Below are 24,957 nucleotides of genomic sequence, written 5' to 3' on the forward strand. Positions count from 1 at the left end.
ATGTCAGGAGCCCCGAAGTACGATGTATTCCAGGCTATAGCCGACCCGACCCGCCGGCAATTGCTGAATTTGCTCAGCAGGCAGGAAATGCCCGTCAAGGAAATCAGCGGGCACTTTCCAATGAGTCGAACCGCTGTATCCAAGCATTTGCATGTCCTGTCCTCAGCCGGGCTGGTCCGGGAGCGGAAGGTAGGCCGGGAGACCAGATACCGGCTTGACCCCGAGCCGCTGCAGGAGCTTCAGTATTGGTTGAATTACTTCGAGCAATTTTGGGACAACAAGCTTTCCATGCTTAAATACTACGTGGAGAACGAGGGGAACAGGTCAGCGGAGTAGGGGGCAGTCCTCACGGCGGCTTGCTGCGCCCACTGGCAACCTGGCGAATGCCTCGAGCCTAAGGATGATCGGTCAGCTCGGGTATATCGCAGATCCACTCCGCTGCCTGCCGCCGCTCTTGTACTTCCCGCTGGAACATTTCCGCCGCCAAGGTGAGGGAGCCTTGTCTGTTGCGAATAACGGACAGCTCCCGCTTCATGGCCGGGCCGCTTACCGCCAGTTCGCAGAGATCCCTGTTCTCCAGCTCCTTACGGACGGTCAGGCGGGAGAGCACAGCAATCCCCAGGCCTGCCGATACCGCCTCTTTAACTCCCTGGCTGCTATTGAATACATAGGACCGCTTGGCGACCAAGCCGTTCGCTTGCAGGAAATGATCGCTAAAGGCGCGGGTGCCCGAGCCGGTCTCGCGGATAATCCAGTTTTGATCGGCCAAATCGGCCGGCTCCAATGCCGCTGCAGAAGCCAGCGGGTGGCTCGCCGCCGCTACGACAATCATTTCATCCTGCATGTAAGGAGTGATGATTAAATCAGGGTATTCATCCACAGTGCCCTCTACGAGCGCAAGATCCAGATCATTGGAGCGGATTCCCGCCACGATTTCCTCTGTATTGCCAATGGTCAATTGCAGATCAACCTCAGGATACTGCGCGGCGAATTTAGCGAGAAGCCGTGGCAGAATATATTCCCCGATCGTGAAGCTGGCGCCGATTTGAATCGAGCCGGTAACCACTTCATGCAGCAGATGGATTTGCTGCTTCGCTTCCTCGTACAGGTTTATAATCTGTTTAGCTTTCCGGTATAGGATAGTCCCTTCCTCTGTCAGTTTCACCTGCTTGGGCGAACGCAGCATCAGTTTCGTGCCGAGCTCGTTCTCCATATTGCGAATATGCTGGCTTACGCCAGGCTGGGACATGTTCAGAAGCTCTGCGGCCTTTGAGAAATGACGTTGTTCCGCAACCGTTACAAAGACACGCAGGGTGTCGACGATCATATTCACTTCCCCTTTCAATAATCCCATTGTAGCCTTCTTCGAGATGACTCTCAATCTGCTGGCGCCATGATCAGTTCATTTTGCTCGAGGGATATATGATAACACTTGAATCATCAGCTTTGCTTATGGTTCGGATAGCAGATCCGTATTTCACATCCGGCGCGCATGGATTTATAGTAAACATGAATCAGCGCTGGTTTCGACAATACGGGCATGGAGTGATTTTATGGCACAAACTGTTCAGTCACAGACGAAAGTTGTACCGTTCAAACGGAGACAAGGCATCGGTTTTGTGCAGGGCATCGGATTGACTGTGCTGCTGGCTGTGGCGGCGAAGTATTTATCCTACTTGCCGCTGTTAAGCGTAATGGGACATCTCGTGATCGCCATTATGCTTGGATTAGTTTGGAGGGCTGCCGTCGGCGTTCCCGAGCGTATTGCGGGCGGCATCTCTTTCTCCAGCAAAAAACTGCTTCGTCTCGGAATTATTATGCTCGGGATGAGGCTTAACTTACAGAGCATTATTCAAGCAGGCCCCAAGGTGCTTGTTATGGCCGTGATCCATATTGCATTTACGATCGCTGTCGTAGCCAGCCTGGCCAAATGGATGAAGATTTCCGGCAAGCTCGGCCTTCTGACCGCCTGCGGAACCGCGATATGCGGAGCTGCCGCGGTTGTAGCCATAGCGCCACAGGTACAGGCCAAGGACGAAGAGACGGCTATAGGTGCGGCTGTCGTTGCTATTCTCGGTACCATATTCACCTTAGCATACAGCCTTCTGTATCCTGTGATGGGGTTGTCGGCTCACGGCTATGGGGTATTCGCAGGAGCTACGCTGCATGAAATAGCCCATGTCATCGCGGCGGCGGCGCCTGCAGGGAGCGAGGCTGAGGATATCGCCGTTGTCGTTAAGCTGGCGCGGGTAGCCATGCTTGTTCCGGTATCGCTTGGGCTGGGTATGTGGATGCGGCACAAGGAACGGCAAGCTCGGCAAACGGCAAGCTATAATGCCCAGCCAGAGGCCCAGGAAAGCAAACAGAGGATTCAAAACCCCTGGTTTATCCTTGGATTTCTGCTGATGAGCGGAGTGAATACATTGGGGGTTATTCCTAGCAATGTAGTCAGCATGATCGTCGCGGCCGCTTACTTGCTGATTGCAATCGCCATGGCCGGGCTTGGGCTTGGGGTTGATTTGGCCGTTTTTCGGCGGCTGGGGATTAAGCCTTTCTGGGCAGGGCTCCTCGGGTCGGTCGGTTTGTCGGTGCTCGGTTATGGAACAGTGTTTCTACTTGGGCTGAACTAACGGTTATATAAATGATGAATAATGAGTTCTGCTTACAAATGTCCACCCCAGTCGAACAAACTCTGATCATGTCTTTTTCTCTCCCTCTTTTTCCTGCAAAAATGAATTGTCTCGACAAAAGAAGTCGGGTACATCCCTCTTTCGTGATATACCCGACTTTTTTTGATCTATGACCCGGACTCCGCAATAAGCCCAGGCTTAATGCTCATTAACCGTTCATCACGCTGCCGCCGTTGGCTCCCAGCACCTGGCCCGTGTAAATGTTAGCGTCGTCCGAAGCAAGAAACATCACTGATCTGGCGATTTCCTGAGGGAATGCCAGCCGGCCGAGCAAATGCCGGGAATCACTGTTCTGCGAGCCTTCCTCGAGCGACGAACGGACATCGGAGAAGGTGCCGCCCGGAGCGACCGCATTAACGAGCACAAAAGGGGCAAGCTCTCTAGCCAGCGATTTCGTCAGAGCAGTGACGCCGCCCTTTGCTGCCGAGTAATGCGCAAGCTCGGCACCGCCTTGGCTGGCCAGATCGGAAGTAACGTTGATGATTTTTCCGGCCTTTTGCGCCAGCATGCGGGATGCTGCTTCACGGGAAGTGTAAAAGGCGCCGTAAAGATGAATTTTAAGCATGCGATCCCATTGTTCATCGGTCATTTCGGTGACTTTTACTGCTTGGGCAATACCTGCGTTGTTCACCAGGATATCCAGCCTTCCGAACTGCTCGTCAATCGCCGCGAACATCTCCTTGACCTGGGATGGATCGCTGACATCCGCATGGAACACCTCTGCGCGTACACCAAAGGCTTCGGCCTGGCGCTGTACATCGGCGGCTTCCTTGTCATCGCCGTAATAATTGATCATGACATGGATGCCGGATTTGGCGAACTCCAGCGTAATCGCTTTGCCGATGCCGCGGCTGCCACCCGTAATGAGGGCAAATTTCTGCTGTTTACCGTTACTTGTCATCATAATCAGGGCTCCTTTTAACTTAACTTCGTATGTTCTATTCAGTACTGATGCGGCACGTCCTCTTATGTAGTTCGAACGACCTAGTAAATCTCATCTATGAGATTATACTATATTACTTGTGAATTTGAGAACAAGCTTGCGGACAAAGGCCAAATAAATAAAAAATTGTCATCCCTTTTAACACAATTGAGACCCTTTTACTGCCGCAAAAACATATAATTAGGTTGAAATCATTTCATTTAAGTTTGAACGAGCTGAGAATGGTTATAGAAGGGTATAGACTTTTTATGTCTCGAAGACTTGAAAGGCGGGAGCACGCAATGATGAGAAAATGGTTGGCCGTAATGATCCCTCTAGTCCTTATCGTAGTGATGTCTTCGTTTAGTACGTCCAGTTCCGGGGCTGCGGAGCCGCGATATGCGCCGGTCGAGCAGACACCTGACACTAAGGTCGTATATATCGAGCAATTAAAAGCCCTAGCGGACGGTGATCATGAGCTGACCGCGGATGAGATCGAGTGGTATGAAGGGGAGGCTGCTGAGCAGGCCTTTCTGGAGCATGAGCCAGATGCAGGAATCGATGGGCCGCCGGACGGATACTATATCGTGAATGAGGATCATGACCTGACGAGCTATAAGGTGGCGGACGATGTCAAAATCCTCATGCAGATTTATGACCGTACTGGGGATGTGGAGGATATGGATATCCATTGGAACGAGCAGGTTGCTTTGGAGCAGTTCAAGAGCATCCTCAAGGATACGGAATGGATTGATGTCCGCGATTTTCCTTTCCATATTACAGTGAAGGACGGCATCATCGTGGAAATGGTGCAGCAGTATATACCATAAGCAAAGCATCCTATAGCAAAAAGATAATAGTATAGATAGGAAGATAAGCGCCCTATCCAGGCCGAAGCTGGATGGGGCGCTGCCCTTTGTTAATGATGTCCATTTCTTAAGAAGCGTCTAGCAAAAAAATGCTGATCAGGTATACTATAATTTAACACGTAGTTCATTATGCCTATTCAAGGAAAAGAGTGAAATGAATGCATAAAGAAGCTGAACTCATTCATCAAAAAAACATGCTGATGCTGAAAATATTATGGGGATTCTTTGCCGCCGCCAATCTCATTAGCTTGCTTGTCGAAGGGAAGCTGGCTCCGGTATATCCTCTGGTCGGACTGATTTTGCTGACGCTTCTGACAGGAGTGGTCATGCAGAGACGCTGGCCCACTTTCACGATGCTGTTGACCGTGTGTTTCCTCTTTGTGTTTTTCTACTTTTTGATAACCGGTGATCCCTATCTGCCGAATTTTATATTCATGGCCCTTGTCCCTCTTCTGAGTTTATTCTATCACGACTTCCGGGCGGTGCTCCTATCCGGGATTTTGTTTATCGTTTTTTCGGTGTATTTTTTCTTTGCCTACCATGAGGTGCTCTTTCCTGGACTGCAGGGCCGGGAAGTATCTTATTTAATTTCTTACGGCGTGTTTATTACGGCATTCTCGGTCATCCATACGAAGCTGACGCGCAGTCTTTGGCGCCGGGCGGGACAAAGCGAAGAACGGCTGAGAACGATTCTGGACAGCGTCTCCATCGGCATATGGACACTAGATTTAAGCACGATGCAAATGGATGTGTCGGATGGCTTCGAGCAATTGACAGGCTTCTCCGCAAAATCGTTCAGGAGCAATTCGAATCAGTCCGATGAATTGATATACCCCGAGGATGAGGAGCTGTTTCATAAATTTCAACAGGAGATGATTATCGGCCGGCGCAGCGCGGTAAGCGAATATCGCATTATCTGCCGCAACGGGACGGTAAAATGGGTGCAAAACCGCGGTACGCCGTATTTTAACCATTTGAACCATATGGTACGTCTGGAAGGGGTCATGATCGATATTACTGATCGGAAGCAGATGGAGGAGAAGATAGAGCATCTTGCTTACCATGACGAGCTGACGGGGCTGCCGAATCGCACGCTATTCACCAAGCGGTTCGAGGAATATGCAAGCAAGGGCAAACTTTCGCTGGCGATTCTCTTTATTGATCTGAACGACTTCAAGGAAGTGAATGACACCTTTGGCCATGATGCGGGAGATTTGCTGTTAAAAGACATTGCGAGCAGATTAACCGGCATTGTGCGCGAGCGTGACATGGTGTGCCGCCTCGGCGGCGACGAGTTTCTCGTGCTGCTGGTAGATATAGACGAAACCCGCGTGGTTAAGGTGGCCGACCGCATTAAAGAGAGCTTGTCCGAAGGATATTTGTATCAGGGTTATCGGCTGACCGCCGGAGCGAGTATCGGTTTCAGCGTAGCGCCAAGCGGCACCGGGGACCTGGAGGAAATGATCCGGCAGGCGGATGAGGCGATGTACGGCGCCAAGAAGAGCAGAGTGCGCCAGTATTTATCACAGCAGGAAGGCGTGGCTTCACATGAAGCATAAACGCGGACATATAAATTAAACCTCGCCAAATGGCGAGGTTTGTTTATTTTGCGGTCATCCGAGGAACTTATGTCCTTCCCAATGTTTTACGAACCGGGTAAACTCCTTTTCCCGCAATGGGCCGCTAAACAGATAGCCTTGGAATTGATCGCATTTCAGGTTCCGCAGGTAGTGCAGTTCTTCCTTCGACTCGATTCCTTCGGCCACGATATTCAGATCCATATGATGGCCGAGCTCGATGACGGCGCGTACGATGGCCGACTTCTTCGGATCATGGGCCAGCCCCTGGATGAATGACCTATCCAGCTTCATCTCATGGATCGGCAGGCGCTGGAGCTGACTCAGGGACGAATAGCCAGTTCCAAAGTCGTCCAGTGAAATGGTAATGCCCATCGCACGCAAATCCGACATCACTTTAATGACATATTCCGCACTTTTGATTAGCGAGCCCTCGGTGATTTCGAGAATGAGATCCTTTGGGTCAAGCCGGGTCTTCTTCAGTACACGGGAAATCATTCCGATCAAATTGCCTTGATAGAAATGCCGAGCCGAAAGGTTGACTGCGATCGGAAAACGCGGCATCCCTTGCTCCTGCCAGACTTTATTCTGACGGCATGCCTCGGTGACTACCCATTCATCGATATCCATAATAATTCCCGACGTCTCGGCCAGCGGTATGAATTTATCAGGAGGGACGTACCCATATTCCGGGTGAAGCCAGCGAATTAATGCCTCGGCACCGCTGATGCGTCCTGTATGCGCGTCGATTTTCGGCTGATAATTCAGGAAGAACTGTCCCGTTAAAAGGGCGCTGCGCAAGCTGTTCTCCAGCTTCATGTTCTCGGAGCGCTGATTCTCGATCATTTGATCAAAGAAATGATAGATGCTGTCCCCTTGTTCTTTGGCTACATACATGGCGATATCCGCATTGCGCATAATCAAGTCAAGATTATCGCCGTCGTAAGGATATATGCTAATCCCGATGCTTACGGAGACGTACAGGACGACGCCGTTGATCACAATCGGCTCATTGAGCGCATCGCAGATCGCTTGAGCCGCCTGCTGTACGGAAGCGGTATCGTTAAAATGATAGACAAAGACGAATTCATCTCCGCTGAGTCTGAATACACGGAGCTGGTCGGTAACCAGCAGCGTGAAGCGGGAGGCTACTTTTTGCAGAAGAATATCGCCTGTCTCATGGCCTAAAGTATCGTTGATCTGCTTAAAACGGTTTAAATCGGCAAACATGACGGCAAAGGAATGATCCGGTCCGTAATGGGTGCCGAGGGAACCGATATACTCCGTAAAGTGCAGACGGTTGGGCAGTCCGGTCAGGCCGTCGTAATAGGCCAGCTCCTGCAGTTTCTTCTCGGACTGCTGCAATTGGAAGGTCTGTTCCTGAAGGAGCTGGTTGCTCGTAAGCGATTCCTGGAACATGCTTAGCAATTTGTTGGTCATCTGCCGGAAGTTCACGGTCAGCGAACGGATTTCATAAATCCGGCTCTCCGGCCACTCGAGGCTGCGCAGATGATATACCTTGCTTGGCAGGCCAGTTGTAATGTCGGCGAGCTCGGACAGTCCCCGAACCAGGCGATGGGTAACCCATCTGCTGGCGACCGCGGCCGCGGTCATGAACAGCAGCAAATAAATGAACTGTGTTAAATACTGGCCATAGATTTGCTCCTGATACGGCTGCAAGGGAACCATCACGTATAGAATGAAGGGCACGCGCTTCAGGGTCGTTCCGTAAATATAGCTAGCCTCCTGCCAATCTTGATTCGGCAGCAGCCGCAGTCGCTTCTCGGGCATATGCAGGTAAAAATCACCTTGGATAATCGAGTTGGTCGTCAGAGGCAGAAATTTGGCTATGGAGTGCTGAGTGAAATCATCTCCGGTATCTGCAACGATTTGTTCATGCCGAGGATCGAGCACCATAATATGATAGCTCCGGTCCGCTGAGAAGAAATCGATAACCTGCTGCAGCTCCTGGAGGCGGCCTTGTCCGGGATGCTCGAGCCTGCGGATATCATCCGGGCCCCAGCGGTCAAGTTCGCTGGAAATGTTGTTCGAAGTATGCAGAGCGACCTGCAGCGCATTATAACGTACGGAATCGTATGTATTTCTGCTGTTAATGAGCAGGTAGAACACGAACGGCAGGGCAATAGCAAGAAATAAGATATGGTACAGCAGCCTGCTTAAATAGATGGGCTTGCCCCGGTCTGACCGGTGCATGTAAAAATATTTACTCGGGAGGTATTCCCAAATGGCATCTGCCAGCAGTACGTTGAACAATCCATTTGAGATGCAGATGGCCGCCATAAGCCATGTCTCTATCGAAATACCGCGGTAGGATAAATAGTACAGAAGGAAGAAAAGCGGGATGCCAGCCGCTACCCAGAAAATGAAGTCTGCCCCGATCGTGGACCGGATACGTTTCCTCCAATGCGTTGATAAGCATAAAAAGACGATCTCTAACCAAAGAACCCCTTGAAAAAGCGGATTGCCCCATACAAAAATGGACACGGCATAGACGAGCGTTGCAGTGAATAGCCCCCAGCCTGTACCATATAAACGGGCGAGAAGGAGCAGTATTAAATTCGTAAATACGAGCGAAATGCCAAAGATCAAGTGAAGAGGATGATATTCGCTGAGCAGTGCCAATCCTAGCCCCGCTAAAAGGATGATGCCTGTTGTATAAGAGAAATGTCTTCTTATGGTCATCATGTTAATCCTCCCCCGGAGGAAATAATAATCCGTAATACCTACATTTCGGCATAGTTCGAGGAAAACCCTCTTTTTTTGCGGAAAATCAGCAGTAATGTCGCCTAGGATATTAGGACTATGGAATGAAAATGGAAGCGTGTCAATGACTTATGAAACAGTAAATATTTAAAATGTGAGATATCATCTTTTTAAGGACCAGATTGATTCGGAAACCAAACTAGAGATGGTCTAAAAGGGTGGTGGTACGTATGTCGATCCATAAATTTCTGAAACTGGTGGAAATTCAGACGAAAGTCGCCAGCATGATTCCTTTCTTGTTCGGCACGGTATATGCTTTGTTCCGGTTTCAGCAGTTCAATGCCTATCATTTCGTATTGATGCTAGTTTCACTGCTTAGCTTCGATATGGCGACTACGGCGAACAATAATTATTACGATTACCGGAAAGCGGTCAAGAAGCATGGCTACGGCTATGAAGTTCATAATGCGATCGTACAGTACGACATCAAGCCGTCCGCCGTGGTGGCGGTCATCGCGACTCTGCTGACACTGGCTGTAGGCGCTGGCATCGCTTTATTCCTGAAGGTCGGATTACTGCTGCTTTTGCTCGGGGGATTGTCGTTTGCCGTAGGGATTCTGTATTCCTTTGGACCGATTCCAATCTCGCGCATGCCGCTCGGGGAAATTTTCTCGGGGCTGTTCATGGGGTTTGTCATTATCTATATCTCGGCTTACATTCATGTCGGAGAACGCTTTGCTTCCTTAACGCTTGCTGGAGGGGCCCTTGTGCTGGAGGTTCAGCTTGTAGAGGTTATATTGGTCTTCTTAGTGTCTATTCCGGCAATTCTCGGCATCGCCAACATTATGCTGGCGAACAATATTTGCGATATGGAGGAAGATATCGAGAATAAGCGATACACACTTCCCGTCTATATCGGACGTTCAAATGCTATTATCCTGTTTAAAATGCTCTATTACGCCGCTTATTTGGATCTGATCGTGCTGTGTGCGCTTCGCGTTCATCCAGTCATTGTTGTACTTGTGCTTTTGACGCTCCTTCCGGTTCGTAAAAATATGAAACGGTTCGCCGACCAGCCGACCAAGCAGTTTACCTTCGGCCTGTCAGTGCAGAACTTTATGCTGACCAATGCCGCCCGCATCGTCGCCCTCGGTCTCGCCGCGGTCATGATGCTGTAATGGAGCGGCGCCGGTATCGGGGCGGCGTTGGTTCAACATGCTGTTCAATGCCGGCCGGCGGCAGCTAGGATGGATTGCTGCCTGAGAATTTTGCAACCGGGCCTCGGCGTGTCGGCGCTTCGTTGTCCCAGCGGAAGGTCAGAACAGCAGCTCCGAGGCTGATGACGGTGAAGATGGCCAGGAGAAGTATGGACATGCTGTAACCCGGTAACGAACCTGCTGGATCGAAGGCGAGATTCAACGCTTAATCCATTCCGGGGCATGCTGCAGGCTGTAGAAGGCTTCGCTAGTGAACAGCAGCGGGAAGCTTTGATCCCAACGACTTCACCGGGATAAATGGTCAGGCTAATGTCTTTCACGACTCCCCGTTTCTTATAGGCTTTAGCCAATCCGTTTGCCTGAATTAAAAAGCTCATATTCATGCTCACTCCTCTTAGTCAATGTTATATATCCAATGTTGGGTATTTAGGTGAAAAATCGCCTGCATTCATGGACACTTGTTGTGCCGTGTGCAGGCTTCTTGCTGTTGCAGCCGCAGCCTAGGTATCGGCTGCCTGCCCTTGTTCTACAAGCTGGATAATGCGGTTCACGTATTGGATATCCAGCTCCAGCAGCGCCATGGCGTTGTCAAAGGAGGCCTCGGAAAAAGGCGAAAGGCCGTATTGCCCTTTAATTTCCCTGCCGACGCGCCAAAGCTGGAGCGTCTCTTCCAACTGGTGTAAATTCTGCTGCAGCAGGTCGAGGGCTTCCTCTGCCGGCAGATGCTCGAGCCATAACAAGCCGAGGGAAAAATCCGATTTGACGGAGTGTGGGGTTATGGTCAGCGATTGCCGCAGCATCTGTTGGAACATTTCCTCTCCGGCTTCAGTGATCGCATATATTTTGCGCAAGCGCGCGCCGGTCCGTTCCTCCGCTTCCGTACGCAGTAGACCGTCCTGCTCCATTTTGTTGAGGGCGTAGTAAATGGAGCCTGACAGCAGATTCGTCCAGGTATCCATACGGCTCGTCTGGATGAGCTGCTGGAGTTCGTAGCCGTGCATTGGCCGTTCCCGCAGAAGAGCGAGCAAAATCAGGTTAGTCACTTTATCATCATCCTTTGTGATCTAGAGATGAAGTAAAATATCCAACGTTGGATATATTAGAAATGATTATATAAAGGAGACTAACCTATTGTCAAACGGTTTTAAAATTTTTTCCTTTTTGGGGCAAACATGATTCCCGCGCCGATGGCGATCAAGGCAATCGCGAGTACCGGTTGTCCGAATACCATGCGGTTGTACAGCGCACTGAAAGAGATCATTACGAAGAAGAGCAAGGACATCACCCCTAGAATGTTGATTGGAATCAGCAGCCATTTATTCCGGTTTCCGAACCAGTAGAATTCAAATAGGCCAACGGCAGGAGCGAGGATGAAACCAGGCCATAAATATCCCCAGCTGTCAAACAGAGTAGAGAGCTGGCAGACGATGCCGACCGTGAATAGAATGCCCCCGGGAATGAGCAGGCCGACGCCGCGGCGAGCGGTCATGGAGAAGTACATCCAGTGGAAGAAAAGGCCTAGCGGAATGACGAACAGGGTAGGCCAGAAATTGCCGAACAGGCTGCCCATCGATATCGCTTCTTTTTGGAAGAAAAACAAGTAAACGCCCGCTAAGATCATTAACGGTCCAAGCCAAGACATTCGATTCATATTGAATCTCCTTTGCATATGTATTGAATTACGTTTAGCATACTACATTAATTTAACGCCATCTTCGGTCTCTGGGGAAGAAAAAAACTGGACTTTGGTCTAGCAAAATAGTTCATGTATAATTAATATGTACGGTTTTGGTTTATCATTTTATCTGGAGGAGCGTGAGGCGGAGGATGAATAAATGGACATTGTTCAGAAAGGCATCCCGGTTTCAGGTCATTCCCGTCATGCTTATTCCTGTTTTTCTTGGAGCGCTGGGCGCTTTTGTATGGAAAGGGGAATTTCATCCGGTACTCTTCATCATCACACTGATCGGGGCGGGAGCGGCGCATCTGTTCTCGAACATGATTAATGATCTGTGGGATTACCGGAGCGGCGCGGATACTACGGCAAAAAATACACCGGAGGTGATTTCCACCAATTCCGGCTTTCTGGCTGGAGGTATTATGTCCGAGAAGACCTTTGCGCGGCTGACCTGGTCTTTATTAGGCCTCGGCGTGCTGTGCGGCGTCGTACTCAGCCTGTACAGCGGTTGGCCAGTGCTTGTATTCGGTGGTCTTGGCGGGTTGATCGCTTATTTCTATGTGGCGCCTCCGATTCAGTTCGGTTACCGCGGCAAAGGGTTGAGCGAGGTAGCGATTCTATTATCCTTCGGCGTCCTGCCCATTATGGGCTCTTATTATGTGCAGACTGGGGATTTGAGCTTGCGTTCCGCGCTATTGTCGATGCCGATCGGGCTGTTGACTACGCTGGTTTTGTTCAATCATCACTTTCTGCACTGGCAGGCGGACAAGCAGGCGGGTAAAAATACGCTGGTCGTCGTGTGGGGCGAGCAGCGGGCGTTGGGCTTTTCCAAGCTGCTGCTGATATTGGCGTATGCTTTTTTATTGCTTTGCATCGCAACGGGCATACTGCCGGTATATGCGCTGGTTGGGCTGCTGACGGCGATTCCGCTCTACCGGGTCTACGGAAGGTTGAAGGAGCACAACGCTCCGGCAGCCTATTTGCCGCTGATGGGGGCTTCTTTGCAGGCTTCCGTGCGCTGCGGGCTCGTGATGATAGCGGCGCTTTTGATTCAGGGGATTTTGCGATAATAAGAACATGAAGAAAGCGAGACGATACAAATGGACAAGCAACGGGTGATTGGCGACTTTCATACGATACTGAATGAAGGACAGGTGTGGAAAATCGGCGGCTTCCCCTTGCCGGACGGCACGTTCTGGGAATACCGCGAGCCGGACGCGGTAGTTATCGTACGCAACGGCATACTGTATGTACGCGCCCCGCTCAGCCGGAAGCATGACCACGTGCAAATATTGGATAATGCTAAGCATATGTATTACTCTGTAGAGGAAATTGCAGTGCCGGAGAACGGGGAAATCAGCTTTGAGCTGGATATCCGGGCGCGGACGCAAAATACGGTGCCGGGCGACCTTTATGACGGCTACGTGTCCTTGAACCTTCTGGATTTTACGACCGGGGCAGCGCTGGATTTCTTTGCTGGCAACGATAAGTACGCTACCGTGTATGCGGTGCTTCCTTTCCCGGGAGTCGAGGTGCCGCCAAGCGATAAGACGCGGTTCTTCTGCGTATTTAAGGAGGACACTGACTTCAAGGCACGGGAGTTCAATAACTACAAAATTACTTATAACCGTGCCGATGACGAGGTTATCTTCTATCTAAACGGGAATGAAGTCCGCCGGGAAACGGGTGTTCCGGTCAAATTCAATAAATTTACGATTGCGCTCGGTATTATGACGGAGAAGGATCTAACGCCGGAAGGCAGCGTGTCCGTGCATGGACAGACCGTGATTGGCGAGTATTCACCGGTGAAGGTGACGATCAAGGAATAACGAACGTTCGGCCGTATAAAACACGCCTCAATGTCGAACCTTAACGGAGACAGCTGATTTTAGTTTCTAATCTTCAGTCTTCAGTAGGTTAGGACATTTCGAATAGGAGGCGTTTGATTATGGCGGATCCCAACTTGCATATTCATAAGCCCAAAGGGAATGGCAGCAGCAACGGGCAGAACCAGACCTTGGGCAACCACGGAGAGGGCGGCAACGGCCGTCTGAGCCAGTTCAAGAACCATGACACACATGGCGGCGATACTCCGAATGAGTATATTGCCAGCGAGAAGCGACAATAGCTCATTTCTGAGCTGCATCTGGCCAGAGCATGACTAATCCAAGGGGCCCCTACCTTCGGCAAATGCCGGGGAGCGGCCCCTTGAGGTTTTTGAAAATTTACTTTTGCGTGCTATGCGGCTTGCTGACCAGTTGGCCTGCGGGATTGCCTTTGCCGTAGCGCTCCTTGTTGCGGCGATCCTTCTCTTGCTTGTCATGCACTTTCTCCACGAATTCATGCGTACTGTCCATCTTGGCTTCGCCTCCTTTGCTGCAAGGTCATGCTGCTCCATTACTATGTCCAAATAGGGGGATTCCCATGATGGGCCAGCTGCATTTTGCATGGCTGCTCGTTGTACTTGGATATAGACGGTTGTACAATGGGGGAGAGTAGACAAGAAAGGGGAACCGGACCATGGATAAAAAGCTTCGTTTTGGAATACTCGGATGTGCTGGGATAGCCATAAAAGATGTTATGCCAGCGATTCAAAAGTCAGAGTACGGCGTTCTGGCCGCGATCGCGAGCCGGAATTTGGAGAAGAGCAGGTCGGTTGCCGAGCAATTCGGCATAACGACAGCCTATGGCAGCTATGAGGAACTGATTGAGGATGAGAGCATTGAGGCCGTATACATCCCGCTCCCTAATCATTTACATAAAGAGTGGGCGATTCGCGCCATGGAGGCGGGCAAGCATGTACTGTGCGAGAAGCCGTTGGCGATGGACAGCACGGAGGCCGCGGAGATGGCGGCTGTCGCCAAGCGGGAGGGGGTTGTTCTAGCCGAGGCGTTCATGTACCGTCATCATCCACGCTGGCATCGAATCAAGGAAATCATAGCGAGCGGAGAGCTGGGACAGCTGCGGTTAATCCGCGGCGCGTTCACTTACAACAACGCCGAGGATCTGGACAATATTCGGCTGCGGCCGGAATGGGGCGGGGGCGCGATCTACGATGTAGGCTGCTATCCCATCAGCGCGGCGCGCTTCATTCTCGGGCAGGAGCCCGAGGCGGTAACCGTGCATGCGCAATTCTCCGATAAGCATTACGACGTGGATATGATGGCGGCGGGGATGTTGGAATTCGCCGATGGCGTGGCGCTGACCTTCGATTGCGGCATGTGGACGGAGCATCGCCAGCTGCTGGAAATTGTGGGCAGCGAAGGTCGCATCGACATCCCGCATGCTTTTACAGTTGGGGATGACGAGGATGCCTCCTATACGGTAACGATCCGCGGCGAGAGCCGGGTGGAGGGCCGTGAAGACAAGGCTGATCCTTACGCCATGGAGGTCGATGATCTGGCCAAGGCCGTATTCGGAATACAGCCGCAGCGCTTCACTCCCGAGGATGCCGTTCAAGGCATGCGTGTCCTCGAAGCGGCGTTGGCGTCGGCGCGGGAACACCGCCGAATCAGTTTGAAATAGGAAGGGCATATAGGTCCCGCCTTTAATCGTAAGTGCAGCTTGCAGATGTAGTCCTTTGAAACAGAGGATGAACCCTGCAAGCTATTTTTTTGCTTATATTTTGCTAGCACATGGAGAAGGCAATTGAGAATGGTATGTATTTTTATGCAACTTTTCGAGTCGGACCGGACGGGTGAAGGCAACTCCAGAGACGGGAGATTCATCAGCTGGAATGCTAGGAGCCTGCTTCAGGCCTTGTACTTAGGGAAATTTCAAAATTTAAATGGTTGACAGAGCTGGAAAGGAATATGTATAATTTAATCTAATTGATAATGAATATCATTATTAGCAATGGTCTTGCCGGCAGTGACATTAAGTTCCTCTGGCCAGGGGAACGAGACTAAGGACTTGAAATGAAAAAGACATATCTAATAGCAGCGCTAATCGTATTATCCGTAGTTTCGCTCTTAATCGGAGCCAAGACGACTTCAGTGGCGGACTTGCTTCGCCTTGATCCAGAACAGTGGGAAATCATGCGGATTAGCCGGTTCCCTAGACTGATCAGCATTATTATCGCCGGGGTAAGCATGAGCATCGTCGGTCTTATTATGCAGCAGCTGACGCGCAATAAGTTCGTCTCGCCTACGACAGCGGGAACGATGGACTCCGCAGGGTTCGGCATCATGGTTTCGATGCTTCTGTTCTCCTCTGCGGGACCGCTTGGCAAAATGGCCGTCGCCTTCGTATTTGCCATGCTTGGCACTCTTATCTTCATGAAAATACTCGATAAGGTGAAATACAAGGATTCGATCTTCATTCCGCTGGTCGGGTTGATGTTTGGCGGCATCGTAAGCTCAGCGACGACTTTTTTTGCGTACAAATATGATTTGATTCAGAGCATGAATGCATGGCTGTTCGGCGATTTCTCCATGATCATGCAGGGGCGGTACGAGCTTCTTTACATAAGCGTACCTCTTGTAGCCGTGGCTTATTTTTTTGCGAATAAATTTACGGTTGCGGGCATGGGCGAAGAGTTCTCCGTCAATCTTGGCCTGAATTATAAGCAGGTCGTCAATATAGGGCTCTTTATTGTGGCGCTGGTCACTTCAGTCGTTGTGCTGACGGTCGGCTCGATTCCTTTCATTGGCCTCATCGTTCCGAATCTAGTGACGATCTTCCAAGGGGACAACCTGAAGAAGAACCTGTCGGATACGGCGCTGCTAGGTGCTGTATTCGTTCTGGCCTGTGACATTCTGGGAAGGGTCATTATTTACCCGTATGAGGTGCCCATCGGCCTGACCGTGGGGGTTATCGGCAGCGGCATTTTCCTGTACTTGCTAATGAGGAGAAAGACATATGAGCATTAGAACAAAAATAGCAGTCTTGGCCATTCTCGCGATCGTGCTTGCGGTCTTGTTCATGACGATCGATGCAGGCGGCCATTGGGACTACATCCTCCCTAAACGAGGCAAGAAGCTGATCGCCATCCTCCTCACAGGAACGGCCATTGCATTTTCTACCGTCGTGTTCCAGACGATTACGAACAATCGTATCCTCACGCCGAGCATCATCGGCTTGGATTCATTGTATATGCTCCTACAGACCATCATCGTGTTTGTTCTCGGTTCAACGGCGCTGACGTTGATGAGCAAGAACCTGCAATTCGTTATGGCGGTAGGGTTCATGGTGTTGTTCGCGCTGCTCTTGTACCAGATGCTCTTCCGAGGGGAAGGCCGAAACATTTATTATTTGCTGCTGATCGGCTTAATCTTTGGCACGTTCTTCTCCAGCTTGTCGTCGTTCATGCAGAAACTGATCGATCCTAACGAGTTCCTGATTGTAAAGGATAAAATGTTCGCCAGCTTCAACAACGTCAATGCGGACATTTTGCTGCTCGCTTTGGCGGGGGTGTTCCTGACTGGAATTTATTTTGCCAGGTTCAATAAATATCTGGACGTTCTGGCTTTGGGTAGGGATCATGCCGTCAACTTGGGAGTCAGCTATGATTATGTCGTGAAGCGAATGCTAATCGTGGTGGCGATTCTCATCTCCATCTCGACGGCGCTGGTCGGACCGATTACCTTCCTTGGGCTGCTCGTGGCCAACGTGGCGTATCAATTTCTGAACACGTACCGCCACAAGCAGTTGATTGCAGGGGCATCGCTAATCAGCATCATCGCCCTAGTCGGCGGGCAACTGGTTGTGGAAAGAGTGTTTACTTTCTCCACCTCACTTAGCGTCATCATCAATTTTATCGGTGGGGTCTACTTTATCTATCTACTGCTGAAGGAGAACAAATCGTGGTAAAGGTCAGGGGAGTATCAAAGAAATACGGCGGCAAAAAGGTAGTCGACAACGTATCCGTCGACATCGCCCCAGGGAAAATCACCTCGTTTATCGGTCCGAACGGAGCGGGCAAGAGCACGCTTATGTCGATGATTAGCCGATTAATTACGAAGGATGAGGGCGAAGTTGTCATTGACGGCCAGGAAATCGGCAGCTGGAAAAGCAACGAGCTGGCGAAGAAAATCTCGATTTTGAAGCAATCGAACCATATCAACATTCGGCTTACGGTCAAGGATTTGGTCAGCTTCGGGCGATTCCCGTACTCGCAAGGGAAGCTAACGAAGGAAGACCTGAAGTATGTCGATGAGGCTATCGCTTACATGGATCTTGAACCGATGAAGGACAAATACCTGGATGAGCTCAGCGGCGGCCAGAAGCAGCGGGCGTTTATTGCCATGGTCATTGCCCAGAATACCGAGTATGTTCTGCTGGACGAACCGCTCAATAATTTGGATATGAAGCATTCCGTGCAGATTATGAAGGTGCTGCGCAGGCTCGTAGATGAGCTGGGCAAGACGGTGGTGCTCGTCATCCATGATATCAACTTTGCATCCTGTTATTCGGATTATATCGTGGCTCTGAAGGACGGAAGAATCGTCAAAGAGGGGACGACCGACGAAATCATGGATCAAGATGTGCTTAGGGAAGTATATGACATGGACATTCCGATCGAAACGATCGGGGGCAATAAGATTTGCGTCTATTTCACATAACAGATGGGCGACCATCGCGAATATAATGATGAGGTGAATTTGAAGTGAACAAGAAATTATCCTTACTGGTTGTGTCTTTGGTTTTCGTATTCGTCCTGGCGGCTTGTGGCGCGGATAAAGGTAATAACACGGCAAATACCGGCAATGCGCCTGAAGCATCGGCTCCTGCGGCGGAAGCTCCGGCTGAGAACGAGGAGCTGTCGATTACGCATCAGCTTGGAACGACAACGCTGAAGAAGAATCCCGGAAATATCGCCGTGTTTGACTACGGTACGCTGGAATCGCTCGATAAGCTGGGTGTAGAAGTGACAGGGGTGCCGCAATCCAATTTGCCGCCTCACCTGAAGAAATATGAGGACTCCAAATATACTAACGTGGGTACTTTGAAAGAGCCGGATTTCGAGAAGCTGAATGCGATGAAGCCGGGAGTGATCTTTATTTCCGGGCGTACGGGAGAAGCTTATGATGAATTGAGCCAAATTGCCCCAACGATTTACTTGGGCGTCGATAATGCGAAGTATTTGGAATCCATGAAAGAGAACCTGGATATTCTGGGACAAATTTTCGGCAAAGAAGCCGAAGTGGATCAGGAATGGGGAGCGATCGAGGATTCCGTTAAGGCAATCAACGAGCAAGTTGCTGCAGGTGAAGGCAAGGGACTTGTTATTTTGACAAACGGCGGTAAAGTGAGTGCTTATGGCCCAGGCTCCCGCTTCGGAATTATTCACGATGAATTCGGGATTGCGCCTGCAGACGATACGCTTGAAGTGTCTACGCACGGACAGAGCATCTCTTTCGAATTTGTAGCGGAGAAAAATCCGGATTACCTGTTCGTAGTCGACCGTGATTCTGTGGTCAGCGATGCAGGCACGCAAGCAGAACCGGCTTCCAAGCTGGTCGAGAATGATTTGGTGAAGAAGACGAATGCCTACAAAAACGGCAAAATCATCTATCTTGATGCCAGCTATTGGTACCTATCCGGCGGCGGATTGATCTCTGTACCGGAGATGGCGAAAGAAGTCCAAGAAGGCATCAAGTAGATAGCGAGTGGATACCGAGTGGATACCGAATAGATACCTAATAGGTAGCGAGTAGGATTAAACGGAAATAAATTAAGCAGAAGTTGAATGCTTGCGGTAGTAGAATATAATGCAGGACCCTCCAGATGTTTGGAGGGTTTTTGCTTTTTGACGAGGCTAGTCGCCTTCCTGAAGCTCAAGTAACCTTTCTTTGATCGTTTTTTTCGAGCGTAACAGCTAGATTCAGCCAACCAACCCTAACATGCGTAGTACCAGTGCTGCTGCGTCCCCTTGCTTAATAAACTGGTTGCTGCGGCCATCCATCCTTTTACTAGGCCATTTAAAATCTAAATGTATTTTATACATCTAGTTAAGCTCTTTTATCAAAAATACATGCGCTAAATGCAAAACATGCAGTTAGTTTGCCTGAATGGAGCTAATTCGTCGAAATAACTTAAAACTAAATGTAGGTTTTACAGTTAGTTTCCTCTAATACAGCCAAGGCCGATGAACTAACTGCAGGAAATACATCTAGTTACCTAGTTACCTAGTTGCCTAATTACCTTATCCTGACCTTCTAGTAGTTTAATTTATTGGAGGGAAAGACGGATGATTCTATATTTAATAGTGATTTCGGCTAGCACCAGCATACAGGGAGTTCGCATTAAAAAAACGTGACCTAATAATACCAAAAAGCCCTCGCCGCAGTGCTCTGCAGCGAAGGCCTTTTCATCCTTCTAAATCTTGAACAATTCGTCGATTTTTACCGGCTGTCCGGTGCGGATCGAGCGGTTGGCGGCAATGCCTGTCATGATGGACATGGCGCCGTCGATATGGGAGGCGGCACGGTTGAAACGGTCCTCCTGCTTCTTGTCGAAGATGTCGCGCAGCATGACCGGGTCGCCGCCGCCGTGACCGCCGGATGCCTGCTCTACCTCAACTTTGTAAGGCTCGGCAAAGTGAGGATAGACCGTGATGTCCATGCCCTCCAGTGCGCCTTCGTTTTCTTTCTTGCCGCCTGAATTGACATAGGATTGCTCGGTAACCCGTACCTCCATACGCCCCTTCGTGCCGTTAAACACGATGATGAAGCCTTCCCAAGGCAGGTAAGCGTTCAGCGAGTAGTTCATGACGGTTTTGTTCTTGTATTTCACCATGACGCTCATCGTATCTTCAATGCTGATATTATCCCCGAACACGCTTTGATCGCGCTGATACCCGTCCTCATGCTCGGCATCGAGGTACAAGCTCTTCAAATGCTCGTTCTGGTCGAGATGCAGGGCAAAAGGGTCGTTCTCAGCAGCTTTGCTGCCATAGGCTCGTTGATAGAATTCGGTGACTCCGCGTTTCTCGGCATTCTCCTTGCCGTAGAAGCGCAGGTCGCCCATCGCGAATACGGTATCCGGCTTGGAGTCTAGCCAGAAGTTCATTAGGTCGAAATGGTGCGTAGATTTATGCACGAGCAGTCCGCCGCTGTTCCGTTTGTCACGATGCCATCTGCGGAAATAGTCGGCCCCGTGCTGGGTGTTCAGCAGCCATTCGAAATTGACGGACAGAATTTCGCCCAGCGTACCGTCCATGATGACTTCGCGGATTTTCGTATTATGAGGAGCATAGCGATAGTTGAACGTTACGCGCAGATCACGGCCTGTCCGCTCGATGGCGTCGTATATTTCCTGGCATTTCTCCTCGTCCACGGTCATCGGCTTCTCGGAAATGACGTCGCAGCCCAGCTCCATGGCGCGAATGATATATTTATGGTGGGTGCGGTCGATCGTGCATACCAGCACGTAATCCGGCTTCGTTTCTTCGATCATCTGGTCGAAGTTTTCTGCCTTGTATGTCGGCACCTCATGGTAGTTGTATTTGTCCTTCAATAGCTTGTTCGTGTAGTTCATTCTCGTTTGGTTGACATCGCAAATCGCCACCAGCTCCGAGGTTTCCTTATACGTAGTAATCAGCTCACTATAGAAAAATTCAGCCCGGCCTCCGACACCTACGATGACATATTTCTTCTTGGACAAGGTGATCACTCCATTTACATTGATTTGAATCTATCTTATAGTATATGAAATGCAAAAATCTAAGCTTTTCTTAGTCATTTCGTTATAAACTATGCATATATTATCTTCATTTTGCGGCGAGGGATGTTCTATGACTACCGTACCTTTTTTTGATGTCGAGCAGATCAAGCGAACCGGAACCTTCAATATGGATTCTGACCATTTTCATGAAAGTTACGAAATCTATTATTTGCTGGCCGGGGAGCGATATTACTATGTTAATGACCGGATATACGCCCTGCAGGTCGGCGACTTGCTGTTCATTAACAAGAACCAGCTGCACCGGACAACGAGCAAGGGCCGCTCTACGCATGAACGGATATTGATCAACTTTGAGGATTCATTCCTAGAGCCGCTGTTGGAGCTGGGCATCCGGGGGCTGCCGCTGTTTCAGGGAGAGAGCTTCCTGCTGCGGCCGGACGTACATGAACAAGGGCGAATCGTCGATATCCTCCATGATATGCTGCGCGAGCAAAGGGAATCTGCCACTGACTATACACCGTATTTGCAGGCGCTGCTGCTTCAACTGCTCATTCTGATCGGCCGCATGCGAGAGGCGGCCACGGAGCCCGTTCTGCCCGAATCGAGCGAGAAGCAGCGCAGGGTTTATCGCATTCTCGAATATTTAAATGCCCATTATGCCGAGAGGTTGACCCTGGAAGGCATCGCAGAGCACTTTTACATCAGTGAGACGTATTTATGCCGTATTTTCAAGCAAACGACGGGGTTCACGGTCATCGAATACTTGAACTACGTGCGAATTCGGGAAGCCCAGACGCTGCTGAAGGAGACGGAGGATAAAATAACCGCCATCGCCGAGCAGACCGGCTTTGACAGCATCGCTCATTTCGGCAGGGTGTTCAAGCAAATTGCCAAGCGTTCCCCGCTGCAGTACCGCAAGCAGAACAAAGTGTAATCTGGGGGGCACACGATCCCATATACGCTAGACAGTACATGCAAAGTCAAAAGCAAAGTGACGCCCCAATTAAATTCAAAGTGCGGCATGATCAATCATGCCGCACTTTCTGCACGGGCAAAATCATCTCAACCATGGTGCCGAGGCCCGGCTTGCTGCGAATCCGGAAGCTGTACATATGGTTGTACATCAGCTTCAGCCTCTTGTTCGTATTAAACATGCCGACATGCTTCATCCGCTCTTCGTCAGAATCGAGCCGGCTTCGGATTTCGGCCAGCGCTTCGGGCTCGATGCCGATGCCGTTGTCGATAACAGCGATGCGCAGCTGTTCTTCCTGACGGACAAACTTCACCTTGATCAATCCGGATCCTTCTTTCTCCTTGATGCCGTGGTAGATGCTGTTCTCGAGAAGCGGCTGCAGGAGCAGCTTCATTGTAAACAGCTGTGTAATCTCCTCCTCATATTCGAAGATGACATCGAACTTATCCTTATATCGCTTCTTCTGAATATTGATATAGCTGATGGCATTGGCGATTTCCTCCTTCCAGGTGACCGATTTCGTCGGTTCGCTGAAGGAGTAGGAGAGGATATCGGATAGATCCTCGATCATTTCGCTTGCCTTGTTGGGCTTGCCCGTCAAGGCGACCGACTCCCAATACACGGAGTGCAGGGTGTTATAGAGGAAATGCGGGTTGATCTGCGACTGCAGCGCGAGCAGCTCCATGAACTGCAGCCGGTATTTTTTCTCCAGAAGCTGGGTTCGGATATACCGATGCTCAATAAAGTGCGTGATCATATTATGGAGAATATAAGAGTACTCGTCCCTCACTTTCCCCGGCGGCTTCAAAGGCACATGGCGATCCTCGGCCGATTTGATCAGCATCCGGATCATTCTAAGCTGCTTGTAGTTGCGGCTAACGACATAATAAGTAAGAATCAGTCCGCACACGACCGCAATCGCCACAAAGAGCACTGTGTAATTGAAAATGCGCGTCGGCGTCTTGTACAGCTCGGAATGGGGAATCGCCGAGACATATTTCCATTTGTAGCGCTCCGACTCAACTTTGGTAATATTAACCAGTCCCTGCGAGGTCTTCATATCGAAGAACGCCGAGGACTGACCCGCGATCCAATCGATGTCCTTCTCCTGAAACATATCCCCGTGGTGGTTGGAGAAGATCACGTTGTTCTCCTCGTCGAGCACGAGCAGCTGCTGCCCCTCGTAAGTCGTAATGTCATCCAGAATGCTCTCGATGTATTTCGGGCGGATGTTTAGAATAATCCCGATCTTCTGCGGCACCAGTACGTTATAGAAGGTCACAATTGCTGTAGGATTCGTCTCAAAATCATAGAAGCGGATATTCCTCCGCGTTGTCCACTTTGTTGGCGGTCCGCTATAGGCCATGAACTGCTCGTACCAAGCCGTGTCGTAGTAATGATCCAGCGTCACCAGGCCATCGACAGAAGAGAGAAAACGCCGGTTCGGGTTGTCGACATACAAATAGAAAGACTGGATGTAAGGCTTAGAGCTGGTAAAAGCATTCAAGAAGCTGGAAATGATCCGGTTGGAGGTCGAGCTCTCGTAAGTATAGTACGGATTGATCAGCACGGCGGACAACTCGTTGAAAATCTCCTTATTATCGTAGAGCGCCAAATATAGCGTATCCAGCTCATTCAGAATCATCTCCAGCTGGGTCTGCGACTGCTGCAGCAGAAAGCTGCTGTTCTGATTGATATCGGCCTTAATGTCATGCTGCGACGTCACTGTTGACAAGGCGCCGAAAATGACGATAGGAACTAGCAGCGGTATGAGGAAGGTTGCTAGATGCTTGATGAAATACTTCTCCCTCATGGCGCGACCGGGCCGTTTCTATACTCGCTTGGCGTTTTGCCGTAATAGCTTTTGAAGGTACGCGTGAAGTTTTTGGCATTGCTGTAGCCGACCATTTCGCTAATTTCATATGTCTTGTAGCTGACGTCCTGCAGTAAATGAACCGCGACCTCCATTTTGGTTCTGATTAAATAATCAGAGAAGTTCTGCCCTGTCTTTTGCTTGAAAAAAAAGCTGAGATAGTTGGCGTTCATATGTACGAGCCGCGCTACCTCCTCTAAGGAAGCGTCCCTATAGTTTTCTTTGACATAGGACTTTATTTTATGAATGATCAGGCTTTCATCGTTTTTGGGCTGTTCCCCGGGCGGCTGGGCCTCCGGCTTTGCTTGTTCAGCATCGAGCTCCGCCTTGATTTCGAGAAATACTTCGGTAAGCACATGGTATTTGGCGGGCTTGAGGACATAGTTTTTTACGCGGTAATGCAGCGCCTTCTGGGCGTACTCGAAGTCCCGGTAGCCGCTAATAAAGACAATTTTGATGTGCCGATGGTTGCTGTACAACTGCTCCGCCAACTCAACGCCGGACATGACCGGCATTTTGATATCAGTAAGAACGACGTCGATGCGCTCATCTTCCGAGATGAACTGCAGCGCTTCTTGTCCGTTATTGACTTGGCCGACGACCTCGAATCCGACTTCACCCCATGGAAAATAACTCGACAAGGCTTCACGCGTTTCAGCCTCATCGTCAACAATCAACAGATTATACATGTTCCACCTCACGCACGCAGGTTGTGTTGTTATCGCTTTCAATTGAATTATAGCAGATTGGGTGCTTCTCGATGGAAGCGATTTAATAGGCGGGGTTCATGACCTGTAAAAATGATAC

24 protein-coding genes are annotated in these 24,957 nt (G+C 50.1%); 14 read left to right on the forward strand and 10 right to left on the reverse strand.

The genetic code is table 11. The features are described 5' to 3' along the window. On the forward strand, positions 1–336 hold the full coding sequence (locus ACYUJT_RS16165; RefSeq protein ID WP_460323997.1) for an ArsR/SmtB family transcription factor: 336 nt from the start codon (positions 1–3) through the stop codon (positions 334–336). Positions 337–394: 58 nt separating this feature from the next. Here ACYUJT_RS16165 and ACYUJT_RS16170 read toward each other — a convergent pair whose 3' ends face one another. Next, the gene (locus tag ACYUJT_RS16170; RefSeq protein WP_460324201.1) at positions 395–1,327 is read right to left on the reverse strand and encodes a LysR family transcriptional regulator; all 933 of its coding nucleotides are present in this window, start codon (positions 1,325–1,327) and stop codon (positions 395–397) included. A gap of 226 nt (positions 1,328–1,553) precedes the next feature. Between ACYUJT_RS16170 and ACYUJT_RS16175 the strand changes: the two genes are divergently transcribed. Continuing rightward, complete coding sequence (locus ACYUJT_RS16175; RefSeq protein ID WP_460323999.1) at positions 1,554–2,630, forward strand: YeiH family protein; 1,077 nt, start codon at positions 1,554–1,556, stop codon at positions 2,628–2,630. A gap of 208 nt (positions 2,631–2,838) precedes the next feature. On the opposite strand, the gene ACYUJT_RS16180 is transcribed toward ACYUJT_RS16175, so the two are convergent. Then, positions 2,839–3,594, reverse strand: coding sequence for an SDR family NAD(P)-dependent oxidoreductase (locus tag ACYUJT_RS16180; protein ID WP_460324001.1), 756 nt, complete (start codon positions 3,592–3,594; stop codon positions 2,839–2,841). 323 nt (positions 3,595–3,917) lie between these two features. On the opposite strand from ACYUJT_RS16180, the gene ACYUJT_RS16185 reads away from it, so the two are divergent. Together ACYUJT_RS16185 and ACYUJT_RS16190 are read left to right on the forward strand one after the other, a co-directional pair. Beyond that, positions 3,918–4,442 carry a hypothetical protein gene (locus tag ACYUJT_RS16185; RefSeq protein WP_460324003.1) on the forward strand — a complete coding sequence of 175 codons (525 nt, stop codon included), beginning with the start codon at positions 3,918–3,920 and terminating at the stop codon, positions 4,440–4,442. Between the two features lie 233 nt (positions 4,443–4,675). After that, on the forward strand, positions 4,676–6,040 hold the full coding sequence (locus tag ACYUJT_RS16190) for a diguanylate cyclase (protein ID WP_460324005.1): 1,365 nt from the start codon (positions 4,676–4,678) through the stop codon (positions 6,038–6,040). 54 nt (positions 6,041–6,094) lie between these two features. On the opposite strand, the gene ACYUJT_RS16195 is transcribed toward ACYUJT_RS16190, so the two are convergent. Further along, positions 6,095–8,761, reverse strand: a complete 2,667-nt coding sequence (locus ACYUJT_RS16195; RefSeq protein ID WP_460324007.1) for a putative bifunctional diguanylate cyclase/phosphodiesterase — start codon at positions 8,759–8,761, stop codon at positions 6,095–6,097. 251 nt (positions 8,762–9,012) lie between these two features. Here ACYUJT_RS16195 and menA point away from each other — a divergent pair, with 251 nt between their 5' ends. Then, on the forward strand, positions 9,013–9,960 hold the full coding sequence (menA, locus tag ACYUJT_RS16200) for a 1,4-dihydroxy-2-naphthoate polyprenyltransferase (protein WP_460324009.1): 948 nt from the start codon (positions 9,013–9,015) through the stop codon (positions 9,958–9,960). A 44-nt stretch (positions 9,961–10,004) separates the two neighbouring features. Here menA and ACYUJT_RS16205 read toward each other — a convergent pair whose 3' ends face one another. From ACYUJT_RS16205 to ACYUJT_RS16215, 3 genes are all read right to left on the reverse strand, one after another. Next, positions 10,005–10,376, reverse strand: coding sequence for a hypothetical protein (locus tag ACYUJT_RS16205; protein WP_460324011.1), 372 nt, complete (start codon positions 10,374–10,376; stop codon positions 10,005–10,007). A 123-nt stretch (positions 10,377–10,499) separates the two neighbouring features. Further along, entirely contained in the window at positions 10,500–11,042 is a 543-nt protein-coding gene (locus ACYUJT_RS16210) for a helix-turn-helix transcriptional regulator (RefSeq protein ID WP_460324013.1), read from the reverse strand. A 101-nt stretch (positions 11,043–11,143) separates the two neighbouring features. Next, complete coding sequence (locus ACYUJT_RS16215; RefSeq protein ID WP_460324015.1) at positions 11,144–11,650, reverse strand: hypothetical protein; 507 nt, start codon at positions 11,648–11,650, stop codon at positions 11,144–11,146. A gap of 176 nt (positions 11,651–11,826) precedes the next feature. On the opposite strand from ACYUJT_RS16215, the gene ACYUJT_RS16220 reads away from it, so the two are divergent. From ACYUJT_RS16220 to ACYUJT_RS16230, 3 genes are all read left to right on the forward strand, one after another. Continuing rightward, complete coding sequence (locus ACYUJT_RS16220) at positions 11,827–12,747, forward strand: UbiA family prenyltransferase (RefSeq protein ID WP_460324017.1); 921 nt, start codon at positions 11,827–11,829, stop codon at positions 12,745–12,747. A 30-nt stretch (positions 12,748–12,777) separates the two neighbouring features. Beyond that, positions 12,778–13,506, forward strand: a complete 729-nt coding sequence (locus ACYUJT_RS16225; protein ID WP_460324019.1) for a DUF6081 family protein — start codon at positions 12,778–12,780, stop codon at positions 13,504–13,506. Between the two features lie 119 nt (positions 13,507–13,625). Beyond that, positions 13,626–13,805, forward strand: a complete 180-nt coding sequence (locus ACYUJT_RS16230; RefSeq protein ID WP_460324021.1) for a hypothetical protein — start codon at positions 13,626–13,628, stop codon at positions 13,803–13,805. A gap of 97 nt (positions 13,806–13,902) precedes the next feature. On the opposite strand, the gene ACYUJT_RS16235 is transcribed toward ACYUJT_RS16230, so the two are convergent. Beyond that, positions 13,903–14,034 carry a DUF4023 domain-containing protein gene (locus tag ACYUJT_RS16235; protein WP_460324023.1) on the reverse strand — a complete coding sequence of 44 codons (132 nt, stop codon included), beginning with the start codon at positions 14,032–14,034 and terminating at the stop codon, positions 13,903–13,905. Positions 14,035–14,197: 163 nt separating this feature from the next. Here ACYUJT_RS16235 and ACYUJT_RS16240 point away from each other — a divergent pair, with 163 nt between their 5' ends. The 5 genes from ACYUJT_RS16240 (at position 14,198) to ACYUJT_RS16260 (ending at position 19,280) form a co-directional block, all read left to right on the forward strand. Continuing rightward, a complete protein-coding gene (locus tag ACYUJT_RS16240; protein ID WP_460324025.1) occupies positions 14,198–15,202 on the forward strand; it encodes a Gfo/Idh/MocA family protein in 1,005 nt (334 codons plus the stop codon). 392 nt (positions 15,203–15,594) lie between these two features. Continuing rightward, positions 15,595–16,548, forward strand: coding sequence for an ABC transporter permease (locus ACYUJT_RS16245; protein ID WP_460324027.1), 954 nt, complete (start codon positions 15,595–15,597; stop codon positions 16,546–16,548). Continuing rightward, positions 16,538–17,488 carry an iron chelate uptake ABC transporter family permease subunit gene (locus tag ACYUJT_RS16250; protein ID WP_460324029.1) on the forward strand — a complete coding sequence of 317 codons (951 nt, stop codon included), beginning with the start codon at positions 16,538–16,540 and terminating at the stop codon, positions 17,486–17,488. Before ACYUJT_RS16245 ends, ACYUJT_RS16250 begins: the two co-directional genes overlap by 11 nt. Beyond that, positions 17,482–18,240, forward strand: a complete 759-nt coding sequence (locus tag ACYUJT_RS16255; RefSeq protein WP_460324031.1) for an iron ABC transporter ATP-binding protein — start codon at positions 17,482–17,484, stop codon at positions 18,238–18,240. Before ACYUJT_RS16250 ends, ACYUJT_RS16255 begins: the two co-directional genes overlap by 7 nt. A gap of 44 nt (positions 18,241–18,284) precedes the next feature. Then, a complete protein-coding gene (locus ACYUJT_RS16260; RefSeq protein ID WP_460324033.1) occupies positions 18,285–19,280 on the forward strand; it encodes a siderophore ABC transporter substrate-binding protein in 996 nt (331 codons plus the stop codon). A gap of 716 nt (positions 19,281–19,996) precedes the next feature. On the opposite strand, the gene ACYUJT_RS16265 is transcribed toward ACYUJT_RS16260, so the two are convergent. Further along, complete coding sequence (locus ACYUJT_RS16265) at positions 19,997–21,283, reverse strand: Gfo/Idh/MocA family protein (RefSeq protein WP_460324035.1); 1,287 nt, start codon at positions 21,281–21,283, stop codon at positions 19,997–19,999. A gap of 130 nt (positions 21,284–21,413) precedes the next feature. Between ACYUJT_RS16265 and ACYUJT_RS16270 the strand changes: the two genes are divergently transcribed. After that, positions 21,414–22,238 carry a helix-turn-helix transcriptional regulator gene (locus tag ACYUJT_RS16270; RefSeq protein ID WP_460324037.1) on the forward strand — a complete coding sequence of 275 codons (825 nt, stop codon included), beginning with the start codon at positions 21,414–21,416 and terminating at the stop codon, positions 22,236–22,238. Positions 22,239–22,329: 91 nt separating this feature from the next. Here the strand turns inward: ACYUJT_RS16270 and ACYUJT_RS16275 are convergent, their stop codons facing one another. Both ACYUJT_RS16275 and ACYUJT_RS16280 read right to left on the reverse strand, forming a co-directional pair. After that, on the reverse strand, positions 22,330–24,090 hold the full coding sequence (locus tag ACYUJT_RS16275; RefSeq protein ID WP_460324039.1) for a cache domain-containing sensor histidine kinase: 1,761 nt from the start codon (positions 24,088–24,090) through the stop codon (positions 22,330–22,332). Further along, positions 24,087–24,839, reverse strand: coding sequence for a response regulator transcription factor (locus ACYUJT_RS16280; RefSeq protein ID WP_460324041.1), 753 nt, complete (start codon positions 24,837–24,839; stop codon positions 24,087–24,089). Before ACYUJT_RS16280 ends, ACYUJT_RS16275 begins: the two co-directional genes overlap by 4 nt. Positions 24,840–24,957: the final 118 nt, after the last annotated feature.

This window comes from Paenibacillus sp. YSY-4.3, assembly GCF_054767475.1.